Source organism: uncultured Traorella sp. (assembly GCF_944327115.1).
Taxonomy (GTDB): Bacteria; Bacillota_I; Bacilli_A; order Erysipelotrichales; family Erysipelotrichaceae; genus Traorella.
The window spans coordinates 19,949-34,769 of record NZ_CALVGS010000047.1 but is presented as its reverse complement, the minus strand read 5'-3'; the positions used below and the strand labels follow the sequence as shown (position 1 = coordinate 34,769).

Here is a 14,821-nt window from a genome sequence, read left to right as displayed (position 1 = left end):
ACAAAAGTCACAGGAGTATGATTATGAGCGAAGAAAAAAAGGTAGTAAGAGTAAAACTCGTAAAGCATGAATGGCCGGATGAAAGACGTGCCAGACATAGAAAATATATAAAGGTGACGCTGGGTGTCGTATTAGCTGTTGTTTTATTTTTTTGTGGGATGACTGCAGGAACCCTTTTGGCGGAGCCACAGGATTCAAAGAGCATTTCAAGCAGTAAATTGAATACGATCCTTAAGATCATGAATGAGTACTGGTATTTTGGTAATGAAATTGAGAATCTGCCCACACATTTGCTGGATGATGCCATTTACGGTCTTACCTCACAGGAAATAGATATTCATACACAATATATGGACAGTGAGTATGCCAAGCAGTTTATTTCAAGCATGGAGGGTGCATTTGTGGGAATTGGCGTCCAGTATTCGACGGCCACACAAGACTATATCATCCTAAGGGTATTCAAGGACTCTCCTGCGGAGAAAGCAGGATTGAGGGTCGGTGATATCATTCGCAAGGTCGATGGCGTTGCGGTAGAAGATATCGAAGATATTTCGGCTGCGGTAAAAGGTGAAGCAGGAAGCCGGGTAATGATCAGCGTGCAACGGGGCAAGGAACTGTTGGATCTTGAATGTCTTCGCGGGGATGTGAATTCCAGTGCAAACGGTTATATCGATGGTGATGTGGGCGTTTTGGAAATTTTGACAGTGGCTGATAATACGGCTTCGGTCGTTGGAGATATCTTAGCTGATTTTGAAGAACAGGGCATTAAAAAGATATTGATCGATTTACGGGATAATGGCGGTGGATATTTGACTTCTGTGGTTGATATCGCTTCTTATTTTCTGCCTCAAGGAAGCATCGTGCTTCAGGAGCAGGATAAGGAAAAAAATGTTGTCGTGGATCGGACCAATTCGAATATCCAGCCTTATGAATATGATCAGATCGAGGTTTTGATCAATCAGGATACGGCAAGTGCTGCTGAGGTTCTTGCGATTGCTTTAAAGGAAACGCTGAATGCAACGATCATCGGGGATGTTTCTTATGGCAAGGGAACGATTCAGACGACGATTCCGTTCAGTGATGGAAGCATGTTGAAATATACGAAAGCCATTTGGTTGTCACCAAATGGTAATTCGATCAATAATGTCGGAATTACACCGGATATTTTGGTAGAAACGGCGAACGCTTTATTGACACCGGCACCGAAGGATTTCGAAACGGTGGGCGTGGACAGCGTTTCATCTGCCTGTCATACGATGCAGATCTATTTGGATTATCTCGGTTATGATATCGATCGTCAGGACGGTTATTTTTCAACACAAACGTTACAAGCACTGCGCCAATTTGAATCGGATTATGGATTGGATGCCCAAGATGAACTGGATGATGAACTTTTGACGGTGATCTTGTCGAAGGTTATTTATGTCAGTCATGTTGATGAGAGCAAGGATGTTCAGAAGCTTCGAGCTATTGAAGAATTTAATAGATAAAAAAAGGGCATAGATAGTATCTATGCCTCATTCATCAGAAAGGAGCATTGTATGGATTTTGAATTAGTATCAAATTACAAGCCTCAAGGTGATCAGCCTCAGGCAATTGAAAAATTGATCGAGGGCATAAAATCCGGTAAAAAAAGCCAGGTTCTTTTAGGGGCGACAGGAACCGGTAAGACATTTACGGTCAGCAATGTCATTCAGGCGGTCAATAAACCGACCCTGGTATTTGCTCATAATAAGACCTTGGCAGGTCAGCTTTATGCGGAATTAAAAGAATTTTTTCCTCATAATCGTGTCGAATATTTCGTTTCCAATTTTGATTACTATCAGCCGGAGGCCTATATCCCAAGCAGTGATATGTACATTGATAAAACAGCGACGACAAATCAGGAGCTGGATATGCTGAGGATGGCAGCGACCAATGCCGTTTTAGAAAGAAGGGATACAATCATTGTCGCTTCTGTTGCTTGTATCTATGGTGCCAGCAATCCTGCCCAATATAAGGATATGTTTTTTACGATCAGAGTCGGTGAAACGATCGATCGTAAAGAATTATTAAAAAAATTAGTGGATCGGCAATATCATCGTAATGATACGGATCTGGAAAGAGCCAGCTTTCGTGTAAGGGGTGATTCTATCGAAATTGCTCCGGGACATACGGACAGCTACGTATTACGCATTGAATTGTTTGATGATGAGATCGAACGAATCTGTGAGATAGAGCCTGTCAGCGGTAAGGTGCTTAATGCTTATACCGTATATGTCGTTTATCCGGCCAGCGGTTATGCAACTGAAAAAAGCATCATCCTCCATGCCTGCGATACGATCGAAGAAGAGCTTGAAGAAAGGTTGGATGAGCTTGAAAAACAAGGCAAGCTTTTAGAGAAACAGCGCCTGGAACAGCGTACCCGCTATGATATAGAAGCCTTACGAGAGTTTGGTTTCTGTTCGGGAATTGAAAATTATTCAAGGCATATCGACGGCCGAAAGGCGGGTGAGCGTCCTTATACGCTACTGGATTATTTCCCTGATGATTATCTTCTGATCATTGATGAAAGCCATGTTTCATTACCGCAGATCCGTGGTATGTATAATGGTGACCGGGCCCGCAAGGAAACGCTTGTAAATTATGGCTTCCGTCTGCCGAGTGCTTTAGATAATCGTCCGATGCGTTTTGAAGAATTCCAAGAGAAAATCAATCAGGTCATCTATGTATCTGCGACTCCGGGCGATTATGAGCTTGAACAGACGCATGGTGAAGTAATCGAACAGATCATCCGTCCGACGGGATTATTGGATCCGATCGTAGAAGTACGTCCGACCCAGCATCAGATCGATGATCTGGTAGATGAGATCAATGAAAGGATTCAAAGGAATGAGCGTGTATTGATTACGGCTTTGACAGTAAGGATGGCTGAGGAACTGACGAATTATCTTAAACAGCTGGACTTGAAAGTAGCGTGGCTGCACCACGAAATCAAAACGATCGAACGAAGTGAGATTATACGAGATCTTCGTTTAGGAAAAATTGATGTCTTGATTGGTATCAACTTGTTAAGAGAAGGCTTGGATATTCCTGAAGTATCGCTGATTGCGATTCTGGATGCTGATAAAGAAGGCTTTTTAAGAAGTGAACGTTCTCTGATTCAGATCATCGGACGTGCTGCCCGTAATGCACAAGGTAAGGTCATCATGTATGCGGATACGATGACGGACAGCATGCGTAAGGCTATCGAAGAAACGAATCGTCGTCGTTCGATTCAAAAAACATTTAATGAAGAGCATCATATTACGCCACAGACGATCATAAAGCCGGTGCAGGAGGTCATGCATTCGAAAGAAACCCAGCAGATGAGCGCTAACTATCTGAAGAAGAAAAATAAGATGAGCAAGAAAGAAAAGGATAAGCTTTTATCTTCATTAGAAAAAGAAATGAAGCAGGCTGCCAAGGATCTTGATTTTGAAAGAGCAGCAGAACTGAGAGATATGTTAATTGAATTAAGAAATGAATAGATATCAGAATTGATGTCATACTATGAATGAGGGAGAAACTCATTTCCCTAAGACGCAGAAATGCGTCTTTTTTTTATAAAAATCGTTAAAAATCTTTATTTTGTGATAGAATAAAGATGGAGAAATATATGGACTATAAGCAAATTTTATTGAGTAAAAATGGTTATGTGACCCTGACGCTCGCAAAGGAGTTTTTAAAATACAGTGTCGGTGATAAAATTCCTACGGTAACTGAGATCAGTGATCGTTTTAATCTTGCACGCGGAACGGTGCAGAATGCTTTAAAAACGCTTCAGAACAATGATGCGATAAGAATTGAATCAAAGGGACATCTAGGCTCTTATCTCATTAAGAAAAATATGAAGGTATTACTTGAATTTGCGGGGATTACCTCTATTGTCGGTGTGATGCCTCTGCCTTATTCACGACGTTATGAAGGATTGGCCAGCGGTTTATTGGTAGCGATGGAAAATCATTATAATATTCCGGCTTCCATGGCGTATATGCGTGGCTCTTTGAACCGAATCAGCATGCTGGAATCGAATCGTTATGATTATGCCATCATTTCCAGAGATGCGGCTGAACAGATATTGGATAAATATAATAATATCATCATCGTAAAGTCCTTTGGAAGATATTCTTATCTGAGCGAGCATGTCATCATTTTTAAAAACAATAAATATGATGCGGTTGAGGACGGTATGAAAATCGGTGTCGATAATGATTCCGTGGATCAAAAACGTTTGACTGAAGCTATATGTAAAGGAAAAAAAGTAGAATTTGTTCATATTGATTATTCGCAGAGCTTAAAGCGTGTCATGTCCGGTGATATTGATGCCTCTGTATGGAACAAGGATGAGATATTGGATAAGATGATCGAAGTGAATTATGTGGAAATTCAAAATCTGGATATTCTTGCGGATGAAGCAGTTTTGGTCGTAAATAAAGAAGAACCTGAAATGGCCTCATTATTGGATGAGATCATTGATGTCAAGACAGTGACAAACATTCAGAAGCTGGTTTTAGAAGGAAAAATAACACCTAGTTATTAAGAAAATCAAGGTCTGCTTTTTTATAGGGATATTTGTTTGTTTGATTATAAAATACATAAAAATGTATATAAAATATTGACATCAGCAAACGAGTAGTTTAATATAATAATGTAAATATACAAAAATTTGTACGAGGTGATATCTTGACAAGATCGGTGAAATGTTATCGATGCGGACAGCCTATAGAGCTAAATTATAAAAATATAAGACAAACGATCAGCTGTTCTCATTGTCATGCGAAAATGACATATGATCTCAGGTCGATCAGAAAATTAAAGATGGTTCGCTATCTGTTTGTGATGATCGTAGTCGCTTTCTTGATGATTGGTTTTATGCAGGTACAGAATATGAATAATTATGCTTTATTGATTGTTACATGTATGTTTGCAATCGTGATATCTCTATGGGCAGATAAGCTTTGCTTATATATCTCTTATCAATTTTTAAAAGGAGAATATGTTGAATATCATCCTGATGATAAAAGAAAGATGCCGGTAAAGAAGAAAAGGAAGTAGGTGGGATCATGGATTTTAGTGAAAGATTACAGCTTTATCTGGAAGGCGGTATGATTACTGAAAAAGATGTTGAAAATGTGAATAAGGTCATATCTTTATTTGAAAAAGAATATGGTGTTACGTTACAGGAAGAAAATGCTGATACGTTCATCGCTCATTTATGTGCAGCGTATGCACGTCTGCATAGTGAGGAGGATATCGATGAACTTCCTGAGGAAGTATTGAACGAATTAACTTCTCTGGATACTTATCCGCTCTCAACAGAAGTGTTAGATAAGGTTATGAAAGCAACAGATATACCGTTGAATGCAACCGAGCAGGGTTATCTTTTGCTTCATATAAATAACTTAATTTCATTCTTTCAAACAAATGATGAGTGGAATTAAGAGAAAAGAAAAGGAGATAAAATATGGAAGGAATTATTACTAACTTTGAATTTCCAATGTTGGCCAGAACCGTTGTATTAGTAATGATTTGTGCATGGGCAAGCTTATTGTCGCATAAATGTATTTCTAACTTTAACGATGGTGCTAGACCGGTGTTCCCAGAACTGATCGAAAAGAGAATGTCAAGAGCAGAATTTGCTGTTGTTATTACAGGTATGGGCTTTGGTTGGGTGCTTGCTGGTTTCAGTCAGTGGCTCGGTACTGGCTTGATTGCATGTCACTTAACGCTTATTGCGACAGACTGTTTAGGTGCTTGGTCACCAAATAAGTGGGTAGCCTTAGGTATCGGTGCTGGATATGGTTTGCTTTGTGCTTTTGGTACGAATGTTATCAATCAGGCTTTCATGGCATTGCCTTATAATTTCTTAAATGACCTGACGAACATTTCTACCCCTACATTGCCGATTTTCAGTATGTTCCCGGCAGTAGCAATAGCCGGACAGTTTGGTGCAAGAAAAGGTATCGGAACAGGTGTCATTGAAGCAATCGTTTATATCTTATGTACACTTGTTGGAACCGTAACTATCGGCTCTATCAACATCAGCTTATATCCATACACTTTCGCAATGCTGGCAGGTATGATCTGCCTGATCGTCTTTGCCGCAAAAGGAAGCAGCAATTCAGAAAGTGTTGAAACAGATGCAGAAGAAGAAAACTTATTCTCTAAAAATGCAGATCGAATCAAATCAAACTGGAAGTATCTTTGCGTTCAGGGTGCATTGAATGCTTTAGGTATCAAGATCTTAGCTCAGGCATATCAGCCTTATATCTTATCAGCAGCTGTTTTATCAAACGATATGACGCCATTCTACATTGCCATGGTAGGTGTCATCATTGCCTTTATTCCGTTGATCGTATCAACTTCACTGGCTACCGGTGTTTATCAGGCAGTTGGTCTATGTTCAGTTATGTTGTTTGGTGTTTTGGCACCGACATGGTGGCTGGCTCCGATCTTAGGCTTCGCAGCAGAATTTGTTGAAATCCAGTTGATCGGTCTTTTAGGAAAATTGTTATCGAAATTCCCGGAACTCTCGAAATGTGGCGATCATATTCGTGATGGTATGATCTCTACGATCGGTTTGGCATTGACGATTGGTGCTTTCCTTGCTGCTAATGCAACTTGGGGTGAAGTAGGTATCATGCTTGTTGGTGCATTCTATGTTGTAAATGAAGTAACGGGTCAGAGATTACCAAAGAGTGCAGTTGGTCCTATTGCGGCAGTTGCCGTAGGTATCATCTACAATATTGTTGTAGCACTAGGATTTATCGTTATATAATGATTATATAAATAAAGGAGGCTTTCTGTGATTAAGATTGAATGTTGCGGTTTAACGGCAACCCAGACAAAAGATATTATAGATAAAAATTTTGCTGATCAAGTTGAAACTTATACGGATCCGGATATGATAGCTGCACGTAAAGTAAAAAATAAAGAAATCGATTATTATTTAGGCAGCTGCATGACTGGTGGCGGTGGTTCATTAGCGACAGCGATCATGGTTTTGGGATATGGTAATTGTTTAGTAGTTTCAAAACAGGGCAATTGTCCTAATGAAAAGCAAATTCGTCACATGGTTTATAGTGGCAATCATAAGGCATTCGGTTATGTAAAGACGCATACGGATATTGTTGTTCCTGCTTTAGTTAAAGCGCTGGTTGATAAAACGGAAGGCAAGCCTGAATAAAATCGTTCATTAGGGTATCAAGTCAACTTGATGCCCTTCATTTATATGAGGTAAGTTAACATGATTAGAACAGTACTTGGTGATATAGAAAAAAGTGAATTAGGTGCTACGATGTGCCATGAGCATTTTATTATTGATTTAGATCGGGTGCGGCATGATGGTGTTTCGAAGATAGAAACGGTAGAAGAGGTAGTACCGGAAATAAAGATGATGATGGAGCTTGGTGTCAAAAGTGCCATTGAGGTTTCAACGATCGATTTATCAAGAGATGTATTGAAATTAAAAGAAATTGCGCTCCAGACAGGTTTGAATATTATATGCTCGACAGGTTTTTATCTGTCTGAATACCATCCCGACTGGATGGATGGTGCCAGTGTTGAAGAGATTGCGGATATATATGTCAAAGAACTGATGGAGGGCATCGATGATACAGGGATCAAAGCCGGTATTATCGCGGAAATCGCATCAAGTCCGAATTCATTTGTAAAGAATGAGAAAAAGATCTTGGAAGCAGCGGGAATGGCAGCAAAAAAAGTAGGTTGTGCTGTCAGTACGCATACATCACGCTATACAGCAATGGAAACGATTGATACGTTGCTGGCTTGTGGAATGGATCCGGATAAGATCATTATCGGGCATCAGGATCTGATTAATGATTCACAGTATCATTTAAGCTTATTGGAAAGAGGTGTCAATATAGCTTTTGATACTTGTGGAAAGGTAAGCTATATGGCTGATGAAGTAAGGGCAAGAAATGCCGTTAGGATCATTGAAGCTGGATATGGAGATCATTTGATGGTTAGCGATGATGTTTCAAGAAGAAGCTATTTTGTTGCCCATGGCGGTGTCGGTTATCTTGCGGCATATAAGACCGTTTTGCCTTTGATGAAGGAATATGGTGCAACCGATGAAGATATTTATAAGATTACGACACTGACACCTGCAAGAGTTTTAGATAATGAATGGAAATAAAGAGGAGGGAAGGGTATGTTTATAGAAAAAGTACAGGAGAATAATCGTGCTTTAATTGAATTTGCCTTTCATCTTCATCAAAAGGGACTTATTTTACCTGATACCTATGTATTGGATTATGATACGATTATGGAAAATGGCAGGAAAATGAAAGAAATTGCCGATCCATTAGGAGTTAAATTATTTTTCATGCTGAAACAGCTCGGACGTAATCCGGAAATTGCCAAAGGTCTGCAAGAATTAGGTTTTGATGGTGTTGTGGCAGTTGATTTTAAAGAAACACTGGTCATGTTAAAAAATCATATCAAGCTTGGCAATGTAGGTCATCTTGTTCAGATACCAAAAGCATGCATCAAAGAAGTGGTAGCAGCACGACCGACGGTCATGACCGTTTATTCTTATGAAAAGATATTAGAAATCAATCAGGCAGCTCAAGAGCTGGATATGATCCAGCCGATCATGCTGCGCATCAGTGATTCTGATTCAGAATTCTATTCGGGCCAGGTCGGCGGCTTCATGGTGGATGAATTAGAGGCATTGATCGATCGCATCGAAATGCTTAAGCATGTGAGAATCGGTGGCCTGACCATCTTTCCTGCACTTTTATATGATGAAAGCAAAAATGAGATTACTCCGACAGCGAATTATCATGCATTAAAGCGTGGACGTTTATTGCTTGAAAAGAGAGGATATCATGATTTATTGATCAATCTTCCTTCTGCCACTTGTATGGCATCTATCCCACTCATTCATGAGCTTGGCGGTAATAATGGAGAGCCGGGTCATGGACTTACAGGAACGACACCCTTCCATAAAAATAATGACGGATATGAAAGAACGGGTTATGTGTATGTAAGTGAGATCTCACATAATTATCTGGATAAAGCGTATTGTTATGGCGGCGGACATTATCGTCGCGGACATTTGAAATATGCACTTGTGGGTCACTCGGCAGATGATCTGAAGCTGACAAAAGCCTATGCGGTCCATGATGATTCAATCGATTATCATTTTGAGCTGGATGGCAGATTTGATGTAGGTGATACCGTGCTGATGTGTTTTAGGGCACAAATGTTCACGACACGCAGTCATATCGCAGTTGTAAAAGGACTGAAAGATCATAGGCCTGAACTTTTTGGAATCTATGATGCCTATGGTCATATGCTTAAGAAAGGTGAAACAAATGAAGGATAAGTATGAAAAACAGCATCGTCTGGCCTTGTTGAATCCATATCAATCGGTCGTTCGTGTTTTTGATCCCGATGAAGATAGTATTCTTGTAGGAATCAAAAATGTAGCGTCCATACCTAATACGCTTATGAAAAAGCTGGAGCCACATGGTTTTGGATTGCATACGATCGATAAGAAATCACAGTTGGCGGGAAGAGCGGTAGATACCCAGCTGATCAATCCGATCACCGGACATTATATGTCAGGCTCATCCTCAGGTACTGCCTTGAATGTTTTTGCCGGTATCAATGATTTAGGTATTGGCAATGATGGGGGCGGAAGCGTGCTGGCACCGGCCATGTGTGTCAATATCTATGGGATGATCTCAAAGCTGATCGAAAAAGATCGCAATATCTCGCTTAAAGCGAATACGGATGGAATCGTTGCCGGTAATTCAATTGGCTTTATGGCTAGAGATCGTGAGATCTTATTTAAAGCTTTTGAAGTTGCGACAGGGATAACGAAAGCTGATGGATATGGCAAAGTTTTCAGCGATCAGAAATATGAAGGTATCGATTCAACGATCATCGATGTCATGGAAGCACATGCGCCAAGAAATGAATTAACCGCTTATTTAAAAGATGTGTTGAAACAATGTGATGTATTGATGGTTACTGAAGGTCCTGTTGATTTATATGGTTTTGGTGATTCTTTATTTGGTCATTTTGATAGCCGGACTCAAGAGATTCAAAAAGCAGCCAATAAAGGTTATGTACGTGTGTGCAATATCGCTGAGGCAACAGCATTGGCCATTCCTCAAAAGGGATTGGGCATGGCGACCTTGCTGATGTGTGAAAGCAGAAATGATAAGATCGCACGTTTATTGAAGCTAAGTGAAAAGATCGAACATGTTCATGATGAATTGATCGAACGATATTTTTTAGATATTGACTCTTATTTTAATGAGGGTTATCAGGTAGAGTGAGGCAAGTTATGAAAGTATATCCTTTAGAAAGTATTCATATCGAAGAAGCGATGCAGAAGCAGTTTCGTATGAGCGCATGTGCCATGCATTATTTTACGGGAAGTGAATTTCTGACACGTGGTGATCTAGGAGTCCATCAGCCTGAAAATCAGCCATTGACGACCCATAAGGCTGAAAAAGCGATTGCGGAATTTTTTCATGCCGAAGACTGTATTTTAGTCAGAGGTGCCGGTACCGGTGCCATACGTTATGGATTATCTTCGATTTTCAAACCGAAAGATAAGATTTTGGTCCATGATGCTGCCGTTTATTCAACAACTCAGATCAGCTTAGATATGCTTGGACTGGAAATCGTAAAGGCAGATTTCAACTCGTTGGACCAGCTGCGTCATGTCATGGAAGAACATACAGATATCAAGGGTGCTTTGATCCAGTTTACACGACAGAAACCGGATGACCGTTATTCGATGGAAGAAGTGATCAAGACCATTCAAGACTGTCGTGATATTCCTATCATTTGTGATGATAATTATGCAGTCTTAAAAGTAAGCAGAATCAGCTGTGAATTAGGTGCCGACATGTCCTGCTTTTCTTGTTTTAAGCTGCAGGGACCGGAAGGCATCGGCTGTGTCGTAGGTAAGAAGCAATATATTGAAAAAATTCGCAAGATGCATTATTCAGGAGGCTGTCAGGTTCAGGGATGGGAAGCCTTGGAGGTGCTTAGAGGCTTGATCAATGCACCGGTGATGCTGGCCATTTCTGCGCAGACGGGAGAAGAAATCTTAAAAAGAATCCATGAGCAAGGTATTAAAGGTGTAAAACATGCTTATCTGGCTAATGCTCAATCGAAGGTCTTATTGATAGAATTTGAAAGACCGATCGCAAAGAAGGTGTTGATAGAAGCTGAAAAGCTGGGAGCATTGCCGAATCCGGTCGGTGCTGAAAGTAAATATGAATTTGCGCCATTGTTTTATCGGGTATCGGGAACCTTTTTGAAGAGCGATCCTTCCTTTGCTGACACGATGATTCGTATCAATCCGAATCGCTGCGGTGCAGACACTGTTTTAGAGGTTCTCGAAAAAAGCATTATAAAAGCTTTGGAGGAATAAAAATGGATAAGAGGTTTATCGTAATCGTATTGGATGGATTTGGTATGCAGGCGATGGCCGATGCTGCCATCGCTCGCCCGGGTGATGAAAAAAGCTCTACCTTGGGCAGTATCCTCCATGATCATCCTGATTTAAAATTACCGAATCTGGAAGCTTTAGGACTTATGAACGCCTTTGGAAAAGAAAGCGAGAAGATGAAATTCTCTGATAAGGCTGTTTGGGGCAAAAGCGAATTGATGCATTTTGGTGCAGATACGTTTATGGGGCATCAGGAAATCATGGGTTCACTTCCTAAAAAACCGGTGGTCCAGCCATTTCAGGAAAAAGTTGATGAGATCAAAGAACATTTAAAAAAGCATGGTCATAAAGTAGAAGTACGTCAAAATGGTCATTTAAGATATTTGTTGGTCGATGATTATTGTACGGTAGCAGATAATATCGATGCTGATCTAGGTATGGCTTATAATTGTACGGCACCGCTTGATTATCTCTCTTTTGATAAGGAATTGGAAATCGGCCGTCTGGTACGTGAGGTTGCCACCGTGAATCGTGTGATTCCATTTGGCGGCACCAATACTACGATCGATGATATTCTGGCAGCAGAAGAAACACGTGAGGATCGATTCATCGGTATTCATGCTGTTAAATCAAAATCGTATGAACATGGCTATCAGTGTCGTCATTTAGGTTATGGTGTCGATGAAAAAGTACAGGCCCCGACGATTTTAGGTCATGCTCATATACCGGTATCACTGTTTGGGAAGGTAGCCGACATCGTTGCCAATGATGCCGGTAAGTCAGTATCATGTGTTGATACGGCGGAAGTGCTGGATCTTACGATTCAGGAAATCAAAGATATGAAAAACGGTTTTATCTGTACCAATGTACAAGAAACGGATCTTGCCGGTCATTCACAGGATTCGACGTGGTACAAGAATCTTTTGGAAATTGCGGATGAAAAGATCGGTATCATCATGGATCTGATACATGATGATGATGTATTGGTCGTCATGGCGGATCATGGAAATGATCCAAATATCGGTCATAACCGTCATACTCGTGAAAATGTACCACTGTTAATTAAAAAAGCAGGTGTTGAGGGAGTCAGCATCGGACTTCGTAAGACACTTTCAGATGTTGGTGCCAGCGTATGTGATTTCTTTGGAGTCAGTGCACCGCAAAATGGTCAATCCTTTATGAATTTACTTAAATAGGGCTGTAATACAGCCCTTTTACGTGCTAGAATAGTAAACATGGAGGTAATATCATGAAAAGCAATGAATATGAATTATTAGAAAAATTATATTTTGAAAGAATAGGCGGGACAGATCAAGAATTAGAAGCCTGTCATATCATTCAGGATGAATTGAGTAAGATTGGTCTGGAAAGTCATATCGAAGCTTTTGATGTAGTCACCAATCATGTATCAAAAGTTTCACTGGAGGTATTGCAGCCTTATCAGAAAACATATGAGGCAACAGCTTATATGGGCTGCACCAATACTGAAGGGCTTGCCGGAGATCTTTGTTATTTTGAAAGCGATAATGCCGTCAGCAGGAAACAGGTCAGCGGTAAGATTGCCTTGGTAAATGGTTATTTGGGAATGAAGACATTCAAGGCCATTACAGAAGCAAAAGCCATTGGTTTTATCACATATAATGGAAACATTGACAGAGAAGAAAACGATCTTGATCCAAGAGAATTAAGAGAAACCTTACAGGAATTCGGCAACCTTCCGGGAGTTAATATTCGTGTAGATGATGCGATGGAAATGGTGGCAAAAGGGGCCAGCGAAGTCCGTATCGTTGTAAAACAAACCATTGAAAAGGTTCATTCCCATAATCTTGTTTGTGATATAAAAGGTGAAAATGATGATATCCTTGTTTGCACCGCTCACTATGATTCCGTTCCGCATTCAAAGGGAGCTTATGATAATGCGACAGGAAGTGTTTGTCTGTATGGTCTTGCGAAAGAATTGAAGGATAAAAAATTAGGACACAGCATACGGCTTATCTGGTGTGGCAGTGAGGAGCGGGGACTTTTAGGTTCAAAGGCATATGTAGAAGCACATCAGGAAGAGATGGAGCATATCGGGCTATGCGTCAATGTAGATATGATCGGATCGATCATGGGACGTAGAATTGCCGTGTGTACAAGTGATATGTCACTTGTTCATTACATTGATTATTTTGGAAAGATCAAGGGATTCCCGATCGAAGTATCCCAGGGCGTTTATTCCAGTGATTCTACACCGTTTGCTGATAAAGGTGTACCGGCCGTTTCTTTTGCACGTATCACTACATCAGGTACGGGTGAAATTCATTCCCGCTATGATGTAATCGAGCATTTATCTGAGCAGATGCTGGTTCAGGATACTTCTTTTATCTGTGATTTTGTGGAAAAAATGGCGAATGCGTATGTCATTCCGGTACCGAAAGAAATTCCGGATAATATGAAAGAAGAAATAGAAAAATATTATGGAAGAGATTTGAAAAAGAAGAAAGAGGAAGAAAAGAAAGCATGAGCATAAAGCTGGCAGCTGTTGATATGGATGGGACCTTCCTTACCCATGATAAGACATATGACCGGGAAGCTTTTCATCAGTTTTTTAATGATTTCTATCAGAAAGGCGGTCATTTTGTCGTTGCTAGCGGTAATCAATATTATCAATTGAAAAGCTTTTTTGAAGAATATGGTGATAAGATCAGCTATATTGCAGAAAATGGCGCATGGATCATAAGCGAGGGGAAAGAGCTTTACTGCGGTATCATGGAAACAAAAACGGTTAATATGGTTTTAGAAGAGCTTCAGAAATACAGACAGATCAAGATTGTCGTATGTGGAAAAAATTCAGCGTATGTATTAGAAAAAGACGGTCTTGTTTTTTATGAACAGATACATCGCTATTATCATAAGCTGAAGCGGGTGGATGATTTCAAAGCATACATCGTCAGGGATCATATATTGAAATTTGCTTTGATGTGTCCGATAAATGAAACAAAAGAGCTGATGGAAGGTTTATCATTGCCTCCTGATATCGTGTCTACAAGCGGTGGTCAGGGATGCATTGATCTGATCATCAAGAATCAGAATAAGGGAAATGCGCTTTTAAAGCTGTGTGATCATTTTGGTATATCCCCGGATGAATGTATTGCGTTTGGCGATGGCGGTAATGATGTGGAAATGTTGTCGATGGCAGGCTGTGGTTATGCAGTAGCGAATGCAAGTGAGGAAGCAAAGAAAGCAGCGGATAAAATAATTGATTCAAATGAAAATCAGGGAGTGATCAAAGAATTGCTGGAATTGATGGACAAGGCAATCCTTTGATTGCTTTTTATTATATGAAACATTGATTTTGAAAAAGAAAGTGGTAAAATA

Annotated in this window: 14 protein-coding genes; all 14 read left to right on the top strand. The window is 40.2% G+C overall.

All coding sequences use genetic code 11. The features are described 5' to 3' along the window. Positions 1-23: 23 nt before the first annotated feature. The 14 genes from Q0K35_RS04415 to Q0K35_RS04350 all read left to right on the top strand — a co-directional run bounded on the left by Q0K35_RS04415 (position 24) and on the right by Q0K35_RS04350 (position 14,770). Entirely contained in the window at positions 24-1,490 is a 1,467-nt protein-coding gene (locus tag Q0K35_RS04415; protein WP_294561461.1) for a S41 family peptidase, read from the top strand. A gap of 51 nt (positions 1,491-1,541) precedes the next feature. Further along, positions 1,542-3,509 carry an excinuclease ABC subunit UvrB gene (gene uvrB, locus Q0K35_RS04410; RefSeq protein ID WP_294561460.1) on the top strand — a complete coding sequence of 656 codons (1,968 nt, stop codon included), beginning with the start codon at positions 1,542-1,544 and terminating at the stop codon, positions 3,507-3,509. A gap of 128 nt (positions 3,510-3,637) precedes the next feature. Continuing rightward, entirely contained in the window at positions 3,638-4,561 is a 924-nt protein-coding gene (gene yhfZ / locus Q0K35_RS04405; protein ID WP_294561459.1) for a GntR family transcriptional regulator YhfZ, read from the top strand. A gap of 143 nt (positions 4,562-4,704) precedes the next feature. Next, on the top strand, positions 4,705-5,076 hold the full coding sequence (locus Q0K35_RS04400) for a hypothetical protein (protein WP_294561458.1): 372 nt from the start codon (positions 4,705-4,707) through the stop codon (positions 5,074-5,076). Between the two features lie 8 nt (positions 5,077-5,084). Further along, entirely contained in the window at positions 5,085-5,462 is a 378-nt protein-coding gene (locus tag Q0K35_RS04395) for a PRD domain-containing protein (RefSeq protein ID WP_294561457.1), read from the top strand. A 23-nt stretch (positions 5,463-5,485) separates the two neighbouring features. Continuing rightward, a complete protein-coding gene (locus Q0K35_RS04390; RefSeq protein WP_294561456.1) occupies positions 5,486-6,799 on the top strand; it encodes a YhfT family protein in 1,314 nt (437 codons plus the stop codon). A gap of 27 nt (positions 6,800-6,826) precedes the next feature. Further along, complete coding sequence (locus tag Q0K35_RS04385) at positions 6,827-7,207, top strand: DUF2620 family protein (RefSeq protein WP_294561455.1); 381 nt, start codon at positions 6,827-6,829, stop codon at positions 7,205-7,207. Positions 7,208-7,267: 60 nt separating this feature from the next. After that, a complete protein-coding gene (locus Q0K35_RS04380) occupies positions 7,268-8,179 on the top strand; it encodes a hypothetical protein (protein WP_294561454.1) in 912 nt (303 codons plus the stop codon). Positions 8,180-8,194: 15 nt separating this feature from the next. Further along, complete coding sequence (locus Q0K35_RS04375) at positions 8,195-9,373, top strand: alanine racemase (protein WP_294561453.1); 1,179 nt, start codon at positions 8,195-8,197, stop codon at positions 9,371-9,373. Beyond that, the gene (locus Q0K35_RS04370) at positions 9,363-10,334 is read left to right on the top strand and encodes an amidase family protein (protein ID WP_294561452.1); all 972 of its coding nucleotides are present in this window, start codon (positions 9,363-9,365) and stop codon (positions 10,332-10,334) included. The genes Q0K35_RS04375 and Q0K35_RS04370 overlap by 11 nt, the downstream gene beginning before the upstream one ends. Before the next feature lie 8 nt (positions 10,335-10,342). Next, positions 10,343-11,443, top strand: coding sequence for an aminotransferase class V-fold PLP-dependent enzyme (locus tag Q0K35_RS04365; RefSeq protein ID WP_294561451.1), 1,101 nt, complete (start codon positions 10,343-10,345; stop codon positions 11,441-11,443). 2 nt (positions 11,444-11,445) lie between these two features. Beyond that, complete coding sequence (locus Q0K35_RS04360) at positions 11,446-12,657, top strand: phosphopentomutase (RefSeq protein ID WP_294561450.1); 1,212 nt, start codon at positions 11,446-11,448, stop codon at positions 12,655-12,657. Between the two features lie 53 nt (positions 12,658-12,710). Continuing rightward, on the top strand, positions 12,711-13,967 hold the full coding sequence (locus Q0K35_RS04355; protein WP_294561449.1) for a M28 family peptidase: 1,257 nt from the start codon (positions 12,711-12,713) through the stop codon (positions 13,965-13,967). Continuing rightward, positions 13,964-14,770, top strand: coding sequence for a Cof-type HAD-IIB family hydrolase (locus tag Q0K35_RS04350; protein WP_294561448.1), 807 nt, complete (start codon positions 13,964-13,966; stop codon positions 14,768-14,770). The genes Q0K35_RS04355 and Q0K35_RS04350 overlap by 4 nt, the downstream gene beginning before the upstream one ends. The last annotated feature ends 51 nt before the right edge of the window (positions 14,771-14,821 follow it).

What these genes read in the sequence shown, in the direction of transcription:
- Q0K35_RS04360 (WP_294561450.1), top strand. Translation starts at nt 11,446, where the DNA reads ATGGATAAGAGGTTTATCGTAATCGTATTGGATGGATTTGGTATGCAG.
- Q0K35_RS04395 (WP_294561457.1), top strand. Translation starts at nt 5,085, where the DNA reads ATGGATTTTAGTGAAAGATTACAGCTTTATCTGGAAGGCGGTATGATT.
- Q0K35_RS04390 (WP_294561456.1), top strand. Translation starts at nt 5,486, where the DNA reads ATGGAAGGAATTATTACTAACTTTGAATTTCCAATGTTGGCCAGAACC.
- yhfZ (WP_294561459.1), top strand. Translation starts at nt 3,638, where the DNA reads ATGGACTATAAGCAAATTTTATTGAGTAAAAATGGTTATGTGACCCTG.
- Q0K35_RS04355 (WP_294561449.1), top strand. Translation starts at nt 12,711, where the DNA reads ATGAAAAGCAATGAATATGAATTATTAGAAAAATTATATTTTGAAAGA.
- Q0K35_RS04365 (WP_294561451.1), top strand. Translation starts at nt 10,343, where the DNA reads ATGAAAGTATATCCTTTAGAAAGTATTCATATCGAAGAAGCGATGCAG.
- Q0K35_RS04380 (WP_294561454.1), top strand. Translation starts at nt 7,268, where the DNA reads ATGATTAGAACAGTACTTGGTGATATAGAAAAAAGTGAATTAGGTGCT.
- Q0K35_RS04415 (WP_294561461.1), top strand. Translation starts at nt 24, where the DNA reads ATGAGCGAAGAAAAAAAGGTAGTAAGAGTAAAACTCGTAAAGCATGAA.
- Q0K35_RS04370 (WP_294561452.1), top strand. Translation starts at nt 9,363, where the DNA reads ATGAAGGATAAGTATGAAAAACAGCATCGTCTGGCCTTGTTGAATCCA.
- Q0K35_RS04375 (WP_294561453.1), top strand. Translation starts at nt 8,195, where the DNA reads ATGTTTATAGAAAAAGTACAGGAGAATAATCGTGCTTTAATTGAATTT.
- Q0K35_RS04350 (WP_294561448.1), top strand. Translation starts at nt 13,964, where the DNA reads ATGAGCATAAAGCTGGCAGCTGTTGATATGGATGGGACCTTCCTTACC.
- uvrB (WP_294561460.1), top strand. Translation starts at nt 1,542, where the DNA reads ATGGATTTTGAATTAGTATCAAATTACAAGCCTCAAGGTGATCAGCCT.